This window comes from Brachybacterium aquaticum (genome assembly GCF_014204755.1).
Taxonomy (GTDB): Bacteria; Actinomycetota; Actinomycetes; order Actinomycetales; family Dermabacteraceae; genus Brachybacterium; species Brachybacterium aquaticum.
Map to the genome: position 1 here is coordinate 3,387,556 of NZ_JACHLZ010000001.1, position 12,691 is coordinate 3,400,246.

At 71.9% G+C, this 12,691-nt stretch carries 11 protein-coding genes and 1 pseudogene; 5 read left to right on the top strand and 7 right to left on the bottom strand.

The features are described from left to right. Positions 1 to 6: 6 nt before the first annotated feature. The 3 genes from HNR70_RS15265 to HNR70_RS15275 form a co-directional block, all read right to left on the bottom strand. Entirely contained in the window at positions 7 to 1,005 is a 999-nt protein-coding gene (locus HNR70_RS15265) for a Sir2 family NAD-dependent protein deacetylase (protein WP_184326407.1), read from the bottom strand. Beyond that, positions 1,002 to 1,694 carry a DedA family protein gene (locus tag HNR70_RS15270; protein ID WP_184326408.1) on the bottom strand — a complete coding sequence of 231 codons (693 nt, stop codon included), beginning with the start codon at positions 1,692 to 1,694 and terminating at the stop codon, positions 1,002 to 1,004. Before HNR70_RS15270 ends, HNR70_RS15265 begins: the two co-directional genes overlap by 4 nt. Before the next feature lie 163 nt (positions 1,695 to 1,857). Then, positions 1,858 to 3,093 carry a hypothetical protein gene (locus HNR70_RS15275; protein ID WP_184326409.1) on the bottom strand — a complete coding sequence of 412 codons (1,236 nt, stop codon included), beginning with the start codon at positions 3,091 to 3,093 and terminating at the stop codon, positions 1,858 to 1,860. A gap of 248 nt (positions 3,094 to 3,341) precedes the next feature. On the opposite strand from HNR70_RS15275, the gene HNR70_RS15280 reads away from it, so the two are divergent. Together HNR70_RS15280 and HNR70_RS16120 are read left to right on the top strand one after the other, a co-directional pair. Beyond that, positions 3,342 to 4,184 (top strand): DUF1206 domain-containing protein, encoded by an 843-nt coding sequence (locus HNR70_RS15280; RefSeq protein WP_184326410.1) that lies wholly within the window; start codon positions 3,342 to 3,344, stop codon positions 4,182 to 4,184. A 77-nt stretch (positions 4,185 to 4,261) separates the two neighbouring features. Next, a pseudogene (locus tag HNR70_RS16120) lies at positions 4,262 to 4,542 on the top strand (helix-turn-helix domain-containing protein); the annotation flags it as partial. A gap of 165 nt (positions 4,543 to 4,707) precedes the next feature. Here the strand turns inward: HNR70_RS16120 and HNR70_RS15290 are convergent. From HNR70_RS15290 to HNR70_RS15300, 3 genes are all read right to left on the bottom strand, one after another. After that, a complete protein-coding gene (locus HNR70_RS15290) occupies positions 4,708 to 5,202 on the bottom strand; it encodes a dihydrofolate reductase (RefSeq protein ID WP_184326734.1) in 495 nt (164 codons plus the stop codon). A gap of 35 nt (positions 5,203 to 5,237) precedes the next feature. Then, positions 5,238 to 6,056, bottom strand: a complete 819-nt coding sequence (locus HNR70_RS15295) for a thymidylate synthase (RefSeq protein ID WP_184326412.1) — start codon at positions 6,054 to 6,056, stop codon at positions 5,238 to 5,240. Between the two features lie 88 nt (positions 6,057 to 6,144). Further along, positions 6,145 to 7,224, bottom strand: coding sequence for a LacI family DNA-binding transcriptional regulator (locus HNR70_RS15300; RefSeq protein ID WP_184326413.1), 1,080 nt, complete (start codon positions 7,222 to 7,224; stop codon positions 6,145 to 6,147). A gap of 219 nt (positions 7,225 to 7,443) precedes the next feature. Between HNR70_RS15300 and HNR70_RS15305 the strand changes: the two genes are divergently transcribed. From HNR70_RS15305 to HNR70_RS15315, 3 genes are all read left to right on the top strand, one after another. Beyond that, positions 7,444 to 9,060 carry an alpha-N-arabinofuranosidase gene (locus tag HNR70_RS15305; protein ID WP_184326414.1) on the top strand — a complete coding sequence of 539 codons (1,617 nt, stop codon included), beginning with the start codon at positions 7,444 to 7,446 and terminating at the stop codon, positions 9,058 to 9,060. 40 nt (positions 9,061 to 9,100) lie between these two features. Beyond that, a complete protein-coding gene (locus tag HNR70_RS15310; RefSeq protein ID WP_184326415.1) occupies positions 9,101 to 10,030 on the top strand; it encodes an alpha/beta fold hydrolase in 930 nt (309 codons plus the stop codon). Positions 10,031 to 10,267: 237 nt separating this feature from the next. Beyond that, positions 10,268 to 11,956, top strand: a complete 1,689-nt coding sequence (locus tag HNR70_RS15315; RefSeq protein WP_184326416.1) for a ribonuclease J — start codon at positions 10,268 to 10,270, stop codon at positions 11,954 to 11,956. Between the two features lie 135 nt (positions 11,957 to 12,091). Here the strand turns inward: HNR70_RS15315 and HNR70_RS15320 are convergent, their stop codons facing one another. Continuing rightward, entirely contained in the window at positions 12,092 to 12,661 is a 570-nt protein-coding gene (locus tag HNR70_RS15320) for a P-loop NTPase family protein (RefSeq protein WP_184326417.1), read from the bottom strand. Positions 12,662 to 12,691: the final 30 nt, after the last annotated feature.

The window sequence follows — 12,691 nt, forward strand, 5'->3', positions numbered from 1 at the left end:
CGCCGCTCAGGCCCCCGGCGCGGTGGCCCGCACCCACCGCTCCAGCACGTCCTCGAGCCGGCCGTGCAGGCGCACGGTCGCGTCCGGATCGGCGCGGGTGGGGCCGTCGTTGAGGATGAAGGTGGGCTTGCCCTGCCGGCCCGCGGCGCGCACGAACCGCAGTCCCGACTGCACGGTGAGGCTCGAGCCGAGCACGAGCAGCGCGTCGGCCGCCTCGAGCGCGGCGAAGGCGGAGGCGACCACCTCGCGCCGCGCCGACTCCCCGAAGAAGACCACATCGGGCTTGAGGATCCCGCCGCACAGCGGGCACGGCGGATAGCGGAAGGTGCTCGTGCGATCCACCTCCGCGTCGCCGTCCGGGGCCTGCGCCGCGTCGGAGGCGAGCTCGGGCAGGCGCGCGGAGAGCTCGGGGTTCATCGTCAGCATCCGGCGGTGCAGCGCCTCGCGGGAGGAGAGCGCGTCGCAGCCCTGGCAGCGCACCCGGTCCAGCCGCCCGTGCAGGTCGACCACCGGATGGGAGCCGGCTGCGGCGTGCAGCCCGTCGACGTTCTGGGTGATCACGGCGGTGACCTCGAAGGCCGAGGGGCTCAGCGCCGCCAGCAGCCGGTGCGCCGCGCCCGGCCGGGCCGAACGGAACTGCTCCCAGCCCACGGTGGAGCGTGCCCAGTAGCGGCGCCGGGCCAGGTCGTGCCCCATGAACTCCTGGTAGGTCATGGGGGAGCGGGGCACCGCGTCGCGGCCGCGGTAGTCCGGCAGGCCCGAGCCGGTGGACATCCCCGCGCCCGTCAGCACCGCGACCGGCCGGCCGCGCAGGAGCGCGAGCGCCGCGTCGATCTCGTCGTCGGGGCTGCGCAGCCCGTAGTCGGCTCCCTCCATCGGCCCCCATGCGGGCAGGCGCGGTCCGCCGCGGGTGGGGCCGGGCGCATCCAGCGGCCGGGAGGTGGCGGTGGCGAACCAGCGGCCGACGTCCGCGGCCCCGAGGTCGGCGCGGGGAGGCGTGCTCATTCCTCGAGGGTAGAGGGTTCCCCGTCGGCCGCATCCTCGTCGGCCGGGCCCCCGTCGGCCGACCCGTCGCCGTCGGGCTCCCCGCTATCGCGCCGCGAGCGCAGGCGCTGGGTCGCGAGGCCCACGACCGCGAGGATCCCGATCCCGGCGACGATCGAGGAGTAGATCCGCACGAAGCCCTCGAGCGCCTCGCCGCCGGCCTGGCCGAAGAAGTACCCGGCCACCACGAACAGGGCGTTCCAGACCCCCGACCCCAGCCCGGTGGCCAGGGCGAACAGCCACGCCGGCATGCGCTCGATGCCGGCCGGGATCGAGATGAAGGTGCGCACCATCGGCACGAACCGGGCGATCGCGACGGCGGGGAAGCCCCACCGGTCGAAGAAGCGCATCGCGGCGTCGACGTCGTGCTCCTCGAGCAGCGGCAGGCGTCGGACGAGGGCCTTCGTGCGGCGCAGCCCGAGCGCGCGGCCCACGGCGTACACCCCGAGCCCGCCGAGCACGGAGCCGAGGGTCGTCCAGAAGATCGGCACCAGCACGCTCTGCCCGTTCGCGGCGGCGGTGACCCCGGCGAAGGGGAGCAGCACCTCGCCCGGGATCGGCGGGAACAGCGCCTCCGAGGCGATGACAAGCGCCGTGCCGGGCCCGCCGAGGAACTCCATCAGCGCGATGGCCCATGAGGTGAAGTCCACCGGGGCCTCCCGTCCTGGCGCGGCGGGTCCGGGGCGGGGCGAGCCGCGCGGGCGCCGGGTGCGTGCTGCTGGCGCGAGCACCGTAGCCGCCGGGAATGGAGGGGAGGTGAACGGGGCGTGGCGGTTCCCGGGCGCGGGGCCCGGACGCGTCAGGTACCAGTGATCAGAAAGCGGGGGAGGCTTTCCGGATCCGGCGCCGGGACCCGGCGCGGACGGCCGCGAGGACGAGCGTGTGCACGAGCATCACCGCGGCGACGGCAAGGCCACCGCCGGTGATCAGGAAGTACACGACGATCGAGCCGGTGTAGCTCTGCCAGATCCAGGGGATGGAGGTGAGCAGGCCCGGCACGAACAGCGCAGCGGTCGCACCGAGGAGCACCAGGGCGGGCAGGAGCATGGCCCAGGGCGAGAACCGCGTCAGCGCCGCGGTCACCCACAGGACCACCGCGCCGGCGATCACGAGCCCGGCGAGCAGCGGCGTGGTCTGCGCGGTGAACGTGACCATCGAGAGGACGGCGTTCTCGGAGTGCCCGTAGAGCAGCATGCCTGCCCCGAGGAGCAGCAGGACCGGGAGCGCCACGAGCCCCAGCAGTGCGGGGGCCGCCCCCGCGGCGGGCCGACGTCGCGCCACGCACAGGGCCACGCCGAACCCGCCCATCAGCGGCAGCAGCAGCTGGGGCAGGGCGGTGTACACCAGCGTCGTGACCTCCATCGGGAAGAGTCCGGGGAGCATACGCATGCCGTCGATGAGGAGCATGGGCATGGCCGACAGCGCGATCGCCCCGACGGCCAGCAGACTCACCAGCATCAGCCCGGCCGAGCTCGCCAGCCCCGTGACGACGACGGAGACGAGCAGCAGAGCGCCGATGCCGAGCAGCACCGTGGCCTGGACCCCCTCCGGCGTGCCGAGGAAGGCGGTCGCCGAGGTCCGCAGGTCCGCAGGCATCCGCGCCACCGGGAACCAGCCGTCGGCCCCGTAGCCGAGAAGGACCAGGCCGAGCGGCGTGACGAGCAGGGCGTACACCGCCGTGATGAGGCGGGCGAGCCAGCTCGAGCCGTGGCGCGGGCGCACCGGGATCGGGGTGGTCGCGGGGGCCGGTTCATAGGTGCGCTGAGGGGCGAACTGCTGGTGCTCGGCGCGCTCATGATCCGTCGCGCGCTCCTGCGCGGACGGGTCGACGGCCCGGAACTCCCGGGTGGGGGTCTCCTGGACGCGCAGCTCCTCGGTGGGCGGCTCCTGGCGGGCCAGCTGCTCCGTGCGGGGCTCCTCGGCGCGGGGCGCGCCGGTGACGGCCGCGTCGGTCGTGTATGCGTCGGCCGCGCGCGAGTCGGTCGCGTACGAGTCGGTGCCGTCCGACGGGGGCCGTCGGTCCTCTTGGCCCGTGGGGTCCGTGCCCATGGTGCTCCTCCTGGTCAGGGATGACCCGGCGCCGACGCACGGGTCCTGTGGCTGAGCATAGGGGGAGCGGAGCCAGCGGGCGGGGTGCGCGGGCGGATGCCCGAGCGCGGGTCGCGGTCGACGGGGCACGCAGCCGACGGGGCACGCAGCCGACGGGGCTCCCGGCCGACGGGATCTGCGGCCGACGGGATCCGCGACGGGATCCGCGACGGGGCGCGGGTGACACCGTTGCCCTCTACAGTTCCCTCATGGGAACCATGGACAGCGCCCGCGAAGGTGCCGCGAACGTCGAGAGCGCGGCCGAGAACGTCGCTGAGCACCCCGTGTTCGAGAACATCGCCCGCGGCGGCTTCGTGATGAGCGGGCTCGTGCACGTGCTCATCGGTCTGATCGCGCTGCGCGTTGCTCTTGGCGGGTCCTCGCAGGATGCCGACCAGTCGGGCGCCCTGCGCGCCATCGCGAGCGCGCCCGGCGGGAACATCCTGCTGTGGATCGGCGGCCTCGCCATGGTGGCGCTCATGATCTGGCACCTCGCCGAGGCCTGGTTCGGCGCGAAGTGGGAGGACGACACCAAGAAGCGCGTCAACCACGTCGTGAAGACCGTCGGCAAGGCGGTGGTCTACGGCGCACTCGCCGTCACCGCGCTGCGCTTCGCCGCCGGCGGCAGCAGCGACTCCGGGGAGCAGACCTCCGAGCTCACCGCCGGGTTCCTCGGCAACCCCGCGGGCCGGATCGCGATCGTCATCGCGGGCCTCGTGGCCCTCGGCATCGGCGGCTATCACGTCGTCAAGGGCATCAGCCGCGGCTTCGAGGACGACCTGCGCCTGCCCCGCGGGCAGAAGGTCGCCGGGGTCGTGGTGGTCACCGGCGTGATCGGCTACATCGCCAAGGGGCTCGCGCTGATCGGTGTGGGCATCATGTTCGCCTGGGCCGGGATCGGCTCCGATCCGGAGAAGGCCACCGGCATGGACGGCGCGCTGAAGGCGATGGTGTCCCTGCCCCTGGGCACTGTGCTGCTCGCGGTCGTCGGCGCGGGGCTGATCCTGTATGGCGTCTACGCGGTGCTGAGATCGCGGTACGCGCCCATGTGAGCCTCGAGGGTGGGGGCACCCTTCGGTGTACTGACAGTTCCTCCTTCACCCGCCGTGACCGCTCTACGGTGAGTGGCGTGGAGCATCGAGCAGAGGTTTCGGAGTTCCTGCGCACCCGCAGGGACCGGATCACTCCCGAGCAGGTGGGACTCGCCCCCGGAATGCGGCGGCGGGTGCCGGGCCTGCGACGGGAGGAGGTCGCGATGCTCGCCGGCGTCAGCGTCGAGTACTACGCGAAGATGGAGCAGGCGACCTCACCGGAGTCTCCGCCGAGGTGCTCAACGCGCTCGCCCGCGCGCTGCGGCTGGACGAGCCGGAGATCGACCACCTCGCCGATCTCGCACGCGCCGCCGGTCCGTGCCCCCTGCGCTCGCTGAGGAACCGCACGGGCGGTGAGGGCCAGGATCTTGGCCGATTTGAGATCGAAGTCTGCGGAGGCTGCGGTGACGGCCGGCAGTGGGATGCGGCCGGACTCGCGGGGCACGGCCGGGGTCGAGGCGTCAACGGAGCAGTACACCGACCGTCAGCGCCGGTACGTCACCATCCGGTACAGCAACTCGTTCTCCGCCTCGTGCCATCCCTCGTCGGGGTCGGCGGCGGAGACGGTGAAGTCCTCGGGGATCTCGGGGGCGAGGGTGTCCCCGTCGACCTCGAGGTCGATCTCGGTGACGACCAGCAGCTCGGCGACCTCGATCGCGTCGGCGTAGATCGAGCCGCCGCCGATCACCCAGGTAGTGCCGTCGGGTCCCGCCTCGGTCGCGGCGAGCTCGAGTGCCTCGGGCAGGGAGCGGGCCCGCACGGCGCCGGGCAGCTCGATCGAGTCGTCGCGGGTGATGACGATGTTCGTGCGGCCGGGCAGCGGCCGGAACCTCGCGGGGAACGAGTCCCAGGTGCGCCGCCCCATGACGACGGGGGAGCCGGCCGTGGTGCGGCGGAAGTGCCGCAGGTCCTCGGGCAGGTGCCAGGGCATGGTGCCTCCGGCACCGATCACGCCGCCGCGCGCCTGCGCCCAGATCATCCCGATGCGGGGGCTCCCGCCCCCGTCGGCCGCGCTCACACCGCCACCGGCGCCTTGATGCCGGGGTGGTGCTGGTAGCCGACGATCTCGATGTCCTCGAGCGTGTAGTCGAACAGCGAGTCCGCGCGGCGCAGCTGCAGGGTCGGATAGGGGTGGGGCTCGCGCGAGAGCTGCCGGGTGACCTGCTCGACGTGGTTGACGTAGATATGGCAGTCCCCGCCGGTCCACACGAAGTCGCCCACCTCGAGATCGGTCTGCTGGGCGATCATGTGGGTGAGCAGCGCGTAGCTGGCGATGTTGAAGGGCACGCCGAGGAACAGATCGGCGCTGCGCTGGTAGAGCTGGCAGGAGAGCTTCCCGTCGTGCACCTCGAACTGGAACAGGGCGTGGCAGGGCGCGAGCGCCATCTGCGGGATCTCGGCCGGGTTCCACGCCGAGACGATGAGGCGGCGCGAGTCGGGGTTGGTGCGGATCTGCTCGACCACGTCGGCGATCTGGTCGATCACGCCACCGTTCGGCGCGGGCCACGACCGCCACTGCGCGCCGTAGACCGGGCCGAGGTCGCCGTTCTCGTCCGCCCACTCGTCCCAGATGGTGACGTCGTGGTCGTGCAGGTACTGCACGTTCGTGTCCCCGCGCAGGAACCACAGCAGCTCCACCACGAGCGAGCGGATGTGCACGCGCTTGGTGGTGATCAGCGGGAAGCCCTGCGAGAGGTCGAAGCGGATCTGCTTGCCGAAGAGGCTGCGGGTGCCGGTGCCGGTGCGGTCGCCCTTGGCGTGGCCGGTCTCCATCACCTCGCGCAGGAGGTCCTCGTAGGGGGTCGGGATCGTCGGCGGGGTGGTGGGGGCCATGGGGTCGATTCTCGCACTCGCGGACGGGCCGAGGGGAGGGTGTGACTGAGGCGGCGCGTGGCCCGACTCTCGGCCCAGCACCCTGGGATCACTGCTCCTCACCCTGTGCGACAGAGCTCGCACCGAGGGCCAGACGGTGCGGGACGGTGACCGTCCGCGGGGGTCCGTCGTATCCCTCGATCCTCTGCATGAGCATCTCCAGCGCCGAGTGGACGAGCAGATCCTTGTCCGGGCTGATGGAGATCAGCCCGGGACGCGAGTAGGCGGCATCGGGGAAGTCGTCGAAACCGATGACGGCCACCTCCTCCGGGACGCGGATGCCTGCCTCGTGCAGTGCGGAGAGCGCACCCTGGGCCAGGTCGTCGTTGCCGCAGACGATCCCGTCAAGGTCGGAGTGGGTGCTCAGCAGCGTGCGCACCGCGTCGTGGCCGTCCTGACGGTGCCACCTCCGGAGCATCGGCGCGGGGGCGCCGGCCGACGGGAGCCCGGCGAGGTCGAGCGCCTGCCGGAAGCCGGCGAGTCGCATCGCCGACGAGCTGTGCGTCTGGTCCGGCGCGATGCTGCGATCCGTGCTGCCCAGGAACGCCAGCCGACGACGGCCGAGCGAGAGCAGGTGCGCCGTCGCCTCGGCGGTGGCGGCGGTGTTGTCGATCCGGACGTAGTCCGAGCCCGGGGGCAGGCTCGACTGCGAGAGGTGCTCGCCGATGAAGACCGTCGGCTGGTCCACACGCTCCATCGCGGCGAGGTACTCCTCGCCGACCAGCAGCGGGTTGAAGATGACGCCGTCGCCGATCCGTCGCCGGAAGCCGCGCAGCACCTCGATCTCCTCATCGCGCCCTGCGCTCGTGCTGTGAAGGAGGACGGTGCGGCCCTGGGTCTGGGCGACGTCGACGAACCGCTGTGCGAGATCGGCGAAGTAGTCGAAGCGCAGCGAGGGGACGGCGAGGGTGAGGATCCCGCTGGACCCCGTGCGCAGCTGCTGGGCCGCGAGCTGGGGCCGGTAGCCGGTCGCCTCGATCGCGGCCTCCACCTTCGCCCGCGTGCTCGCGCTGACGTGCGGATAGTCGTTGACCACGTTCGAGACCGTCTTGATGGAGACCCCGGCCAGCTCGGCGACATCCCGAAGTGCGGGAGGGCGTGGACGGCCGCGCGCGGGGGGAGGGGTCATGGTGCGGATTGTGTCATCGACCCGCGTGATCGCGGCGTGGATCGCTCCCGGGTGACGCTTGTGCGTTCTGGGGGCCGGAGAGCGCTTGACGAGGGGCAGAACGGCGTGGTTCGCCGTTTCCAATGTTGCAGAGACGGTGTCGATCGTGCGTCGCCGCGATCGGACAGGCCGCTCGCCCCGCTGCACGCTCTTTGGCACGGACCCCCTGAAAGGACGTCGATGTCCGCCACCGTCTCCATCACCCTGCCCCACGATCTCGTCAGCGTTCTCGGCGCCACCACCGCCGGGTCCCGTGCGGACCTGCCGCGCGCCGGGCGGACCGACGGCCCGGCCCGCGTGGTCATCGACCTGGACCTGCCCGGCGCGACGATCTCCCGCCACGTCTACGGCCACTTCGCCGAGCACCTGGGCCACTGCATCTACGGCGGCTTCTTCGTCGGCGAGGACTCGGAGATCCCGAACACCCGCGGGATCCGCCAGGACGTGGTCGAGGCGCTGCGCGCGCTGCGCATCCCGAACCTGCGCTGGCCCGGCGGCTGCTTCGCCGACGAGTACCACTGGAAGGACGGTATCGGCCCGCGCGCGCAGCGCCCGCGGATGGTCAATTCCCACTGGGGCGACGTCGTCGAGGACAACTCCTTCGGCACCCACGAGTTCATGGACCTCGTGGAGATGCGCGGCACCGACGCGTACATCAGCGGCAACGTCGGCTCCGGCACCGTGCAGGAGATGAGCGAGTGGATCGAGTACCTCACCCGCGCCGACGACTCCCCGATGGCGGCGCTGCGCCGACAGAACGGGCGGGAGGAGCCCTGGACGGTGCCGTTCTCCGGCATCGGCAATGAGTCCTGGGGCTGCGGCGGGAACATGCGCCCCGAGGACTACGTGGCACTCGCCCGCCAGTACTCGACCTTCGTGCGCGAGCATGCGGGGAACCGCCTCACCCGCATCGCCGCCGGCGCGAACAACGATGACTATGCGTGGACCGAGGCGCTCATGCGCTCGGCCGACGGGGGCCGCGCGCCCTGGCAGGCGATCTCCCTGCACCACTACACGTCGACGGGCCCGGCCTCTGTCTCCCGCGGCTCCGCCACCGAGTTCAGCGAGGAGGAGTGGTACCTCGCCCTCTCCCGCGCCACGCGCACCGAGGAGCCAATCGCCCGCCACTCCACCGTCATGGACCGCTACGACCCCGAGAGGTCCATCGGCCTGGTCCTGGACGAGTGGGGCACCTGGTGGGACGTCGAGCCCGGCACGAATCCGGGCTTCCTGTACCAGCAGAACACTGTCCGGGACTCCCTGGTCGCCGCGCTCCACTTCGACGGCTTCCACCGCCACGCGGACCGTCTGGTGATGACCAACATCGCCCAGACCGTCAACGTGCTCCAGGCGATGATCCTCACCGATCCCGATTCCGGCGCGCTCGTGCTGACGCCGACGTACCACGTATTCGCGATGAACGCCGGTCACCAGGACGCCTCGGCACTCGCCGCGTACCTCCTCCTGCCCGAGGAGCCGGAGGTCGTCGACGGGCGGGCCCTTCCGCGCGTCTCCGCCTCCGCCTCGCTCGCGGCCGACGGGGGCTCGGCCCTCGTCTCCCTCTCGAACCTCGACGCCTCCGCGCCGCGCACCCTGGTGCTCGACCTGCGCGGCCGGGAGGTCACCGGGTACGAGGCGACGGTGCTCACCGGCGAGACGACCGCCGCGCACAACGACCCCGATCACCCGGACGCCGTTGCCCCCGCGCCGCTCACCTCGGTGGTGGCCCACGAGCGGGGCCTCGAGGCCACCCTGCCGCCGCATTCGTTCGCGACGGTGCGGCTCGAGCTGGGGTGAGTCGTGTGGAGCGGGTTCGCGATGAGAGCAGAATCGAGCGATGAACACGCAGACGGACACGCCGTCAACCCACCGCGCCCGACTGCGCACGCTGCTCGGCATCGCCGAAGGGCCCGCCGGCGGCTCTCGTCTCGAGGGCATGCCCGAGACCGCCCGCCCCGGCGTGCCCACTGAGGTCACCGTCCGCCCTGTGCATGGTGCCCCCATCCCTGCCCTGCTCCTTCGTCCGGACTCGGCGACGAACACCGGCGCCGCCGTCGTCCTCGTCGCCGGGCACGGCCGCGGCATCGACGACCTCGTCGCCACACACCCGGCCGACGGCTACCACGACGCCCTCGCGCACAAGCTCGTCCGTGCCGGCATGACCGTGCTGTGCCCGGAGATGATCAGCTTCGGCCGGCGCCGCGTCCCCCGTCGGCCGGGCGAGGCACCCTACGAGGAGGCCGAGAACTCCTGCGGCATCGACGCGGCCCGGTACCTGCTGCACGGCCGGCCCGTGATGGGGGCGCGCGTGGCCGATGCCCAGGCCGCCGCCCAGGCCCTGGCCAGGGTCCCGGGTGTGGATCCGCAGCGGATCGCCGTCGTCGGCGGCTCCGGCGGGGGAGCGGTCGCGCTGATGCTCGCCGCACTCGACACCACGATCGCCGCCGCGCTGGTCGCGAACTACTTCTCGAGCTTCGCCGCCAGCATCGCCGCGATCCGGCACTGCCCCTGCAACATCGTCCCCGGCCTCCTGCCGGACCTCGAGATGGTCGACATCGCGTCTCTCATCGCGCCCCGCGCCCTCGTGCTCGAGGCGGGGGAGCGGGACCCGATCTTCCCGATCGCTGCGACCCGCGAGGCGCACCGTGCGCTCGGCCCGGTCTGGGAGGCATGGCACGCTCCCGCCCCGGAGCTCGTGGTCACCGAGGGCGGCCATGCCTTCCGCGCCGAGCGCTCCCTCGAGCTGCTCGCCGCCCGGCTCGCCTGATCCCTGCCACCGCCCCGCACCCTGTCAACGTGACAAGATCGCGGATCTCGCTCGGGGGTATGGGGTGAAGGCCACTTCCTGACGTACGGTGAGTGCCGTGCACGCTGCTGCACCTCCGCCAGGCTGTCCAGCGGCGCGCCGGACCGACAGGGTCCGGGTGCCAGGGCGCTCGCCGAGGGACGCGCGCGGCACGCTGAGACCTCAGTCCATGTCCCTTCGACGATTGTGAAGACCCCTATGCCTGTTGCGCACCGCAACGACCTGAACGCACCCCAGCGCCTGCCCAAGAAGGGCCTGCGCATCACCCCCCTCGGCGGCCTGGGGGAGGTGGGCCGCAACATGACCGTCTTCGAGCACAACGGCAAGCTGCTGATCGTGGACATCGGCGTGCTGTTCCCCGAGGACCACCAGCCCGGCATCGACGTGATCCTGCCGGACTTCACCTCGATCCGCGACCGCCTCGACGACATCGTCGGCATCGTGCTCACCCACGGCCACGAGGACCACATCGGCGGCGTGCCCTACCTCCTCAAGGAGCGCGCGGACATCCCGCTGTACGGCTCGGAGCTGACGCTGGCGTTCATCGCGGCCAAGCTCAAGGAGCACCGCATCACCCCGAAGCTCATGCAGGTCAAGGCCGGGGACCGCCAGCAGGCCGGTCCCTTCGACCTCGAGTTCGTGGCGGTGAACCACTCGATCCCGGACGCGCTGGCGGTCTTCCTCCGCACCTCCGCCGGCACCGTGCTGCACACCGGCGACTTCAAGATGGACCAGTTCCCGCTGGACGGCCGGATCACCGACCTGCGCGCCTTCGCCCGCCTGGGCGAGGAGGGTGTGGACGTGTTCCTCACCGACTCCACCAACGCCGAGGTCCCCGGCTTCACCATGTCGGAGCGGGACCTCACTCCTGCGATCGACCGCGTCTTCGCGACCTCGCCGCGACGCATCATCGTCTCGAGCTTCGCTAGCCACGTGCACCGCATCCAGCAGGTCATCGACGCCGCCCACGCCAACGGCCGCAAGGTCGCCTTCGTCGGCCGCTCGATGGTGCGCAACATGAAGATCGCCCGCGAGCTCGGCTACCTGTCGATCCCCAAGGGCGTCGTCGTCGACTTCCGCAAGATCCAGTCGATGCCCGACAACAAGATCACCCTGATCTGCACCGGCTCCCAGGGCGAGCCGATGGCGGCGCTGGCCCGCATGGCCAACGGCGACCACCAGATCCAGGTGGGCGAAGGCGACACCGTCCTCATGGCCTCCTCGCTGATCCCCGGCAACGAGAACGCGATCTACGGGATCATCAACAAGCTCATCGACCTCGGCGCGAACATCGTCCACAAGGGCAACGCCAAGGTGCACGTCTCCGGCCACGCAAGCGCCGGCGAGCTCGTGTACTGCTACAACATCGTCAAGCCCAGGAACGTCATGCCGGTGCACGGCGAGTCCAAGCACCTGCACGCCAACGCCGAGCTGGCCCGCATGACCGGCGTGCCGGACGACCGCGTGGTCGTCGGCTTCGACGGCGTGGTCGTGGACCTCGTGGACGGCAAGGTCAAGGTCGCCGGAAAGGTCGACGCGGGCCTGGTCTACGTGGACGGCCAGACCATCGGCGCCGCCACCGAGGACACCCTCGCCGAGCGCCGCCTTCTCTCCGGCGGCGGCGTGGTCACCGTGGTCGCCCTCATCGACCCGAAGACCCACAAGCCGGTCGAGCCGGTCGAGTTCCTCACCAAGGGCTTCGTGCACGACAAGAAGACCTTCGAGGGCGCCTCCGCCCAGGTTGAGAAGGCTCTCGTCCAGTCGAAGGCCGACGGGATCGACGACATCGCCGAGATCGAGAAGATCGTGGTCGACACCGTCAGCAATCACCTGCGCCGTACCTACCGCCGCGAGCCCGCGGTCATGGCAGTCGTCATCGATTCCTGAGTCGCGATGCGGTGAGAGCCTGAGCCCTTCGCGGCCGACGCGCTCCCAGCCCCGACGCGCCCCCTCCGAGCTCCGGCTCGGCGGGGGCGCGTCGTCATTCGTTGCGGCGCGGCTGCTCTGCGCGGCCGGACCCGCTCAGCGCCCCTCCGCCATCCACTCCGGGGCCGGATCCCCCTCCGGATCCCAGCTCTCCACCGCCTCGACCAGCTCCGTCACCGGCCGGGCGCTGTCCAGGTGCAGCACGGGCTTGCCGAGCCGGCGCAGCCAGCTCTGGTGGCCGGCGAGGCTGCGGCCGGCGAAGGTCGGGTCGTCGTAGCCGCGCGCCCACTCCAGGAACTGGCGCTGCGCCTCGCGGTCCACGTCGGTGCCGTGCCCCCGCAGCGCCTCGCGGGCGAGCAGGCGCCGCATCCGCTCGCCCGGCTCGAGGGTCACGAACACCACGGCGTCGCAGCGGGCCACGATCTCGTCGCCCCAGCCCACGAGCGACCCGGACAGCACCCACGCCTCGCGGTCCACGAACATCTCCCGCATCAGCGCGACGCGCTCGGAGATCGGACGCTTCGCGGTGAACGGCGGGGTGGTGGGGTGCCAGAAGTAGTCGTCGGTGTCCGCGTGGGGAACTGACCAGCGGTCGGCGAGGGCCCGGCCGAGCGAGGTGGTGCCGGAGCCGCTGGCGCCGAGGACGTGGACCCGTGAGCGTCGCATCAGAGCATCATCGCTGGCCGCGCCCGACAC

What these genes read in the sequence shown, in the direction of transcription:
- HNR70_RS15265 (WP_184326407.1), bottom strand. Translation starts at nt 1,005, where the DNA reads ATGAGCACGCCTCCCCGCGCCGACCTCGGGGCCGCGGACGTCGGCCGC.
- HNR70_RS15275 (WP_184326409.1), bottom strand. Translation starts at nt 3,093, where the DNA reads ATGGGCACGGACCCCACGGGCCAAGAGGACCGACGGCCCCCGTCGGAC.
- HNR70_RS15280 (WP_184326410.1), top strand. Translation starts at nt 3,342, where the DNA reads ATGGGAACCATGGACAGCGCCCGCGAAGGTGCCGCGAACGTCGAGAGC.
- HNR70_RS15290 (WP_184326734.1), bottom strand. Translation starts at nt 5,202, where the DNA reads ATGATCTGGGCGCAGGCGCGCGGCGGCGTGATCGGTGCCGGAGGCACC.
- HNR70_RS15295 (WP_184326412.1), bottom strand. Translation starts at nt 6,056, where the DNA reads ATGGCCCCCACCACCCCGCCGACGATCCCGACCCCCTACGAGGACCTC.
- HNR70_RS15300 (WP_184326413.1), bottom strand. Translation starts at nt 7,224, where the DNA reads ATGACCCCTCCCCCCGCGCGCGGCCGTCCACGCCCTCCCGCACTTCGG.
- HNR70_RS15305 (WP_184326414.1), top strand. Translation starts at nt 7,444, where the DNA reads ATGTCCGCCACCGTCTCCATCACCCTGCCCCACGATCTCGTCAGCGTT.
- HNR70_RS15310 (WP_184326415.1), top strand. Translation starts at nt 9,101, where the DNA reads ATGAACACGCAGACGGACACGCCGTCAACCCACCGCGCCCGACTGCGC.
- HNR70_RS15315 (WP_184326416.1), top strand. Translation starts at nt 10,268, where the DNA reads ATGCCTGTTGCGCACCGCAACGACCTGAACGCACCCCAGCGCCTGCCC.
- HNR70_RS15320 (WP_184326417.1), bottom strand. Translation starts at nt 12,661, where the DNA reads ATGCGACGCTCACGGGTCCACGTCCTCGGCGCCAGCGGCTCCGGCACC.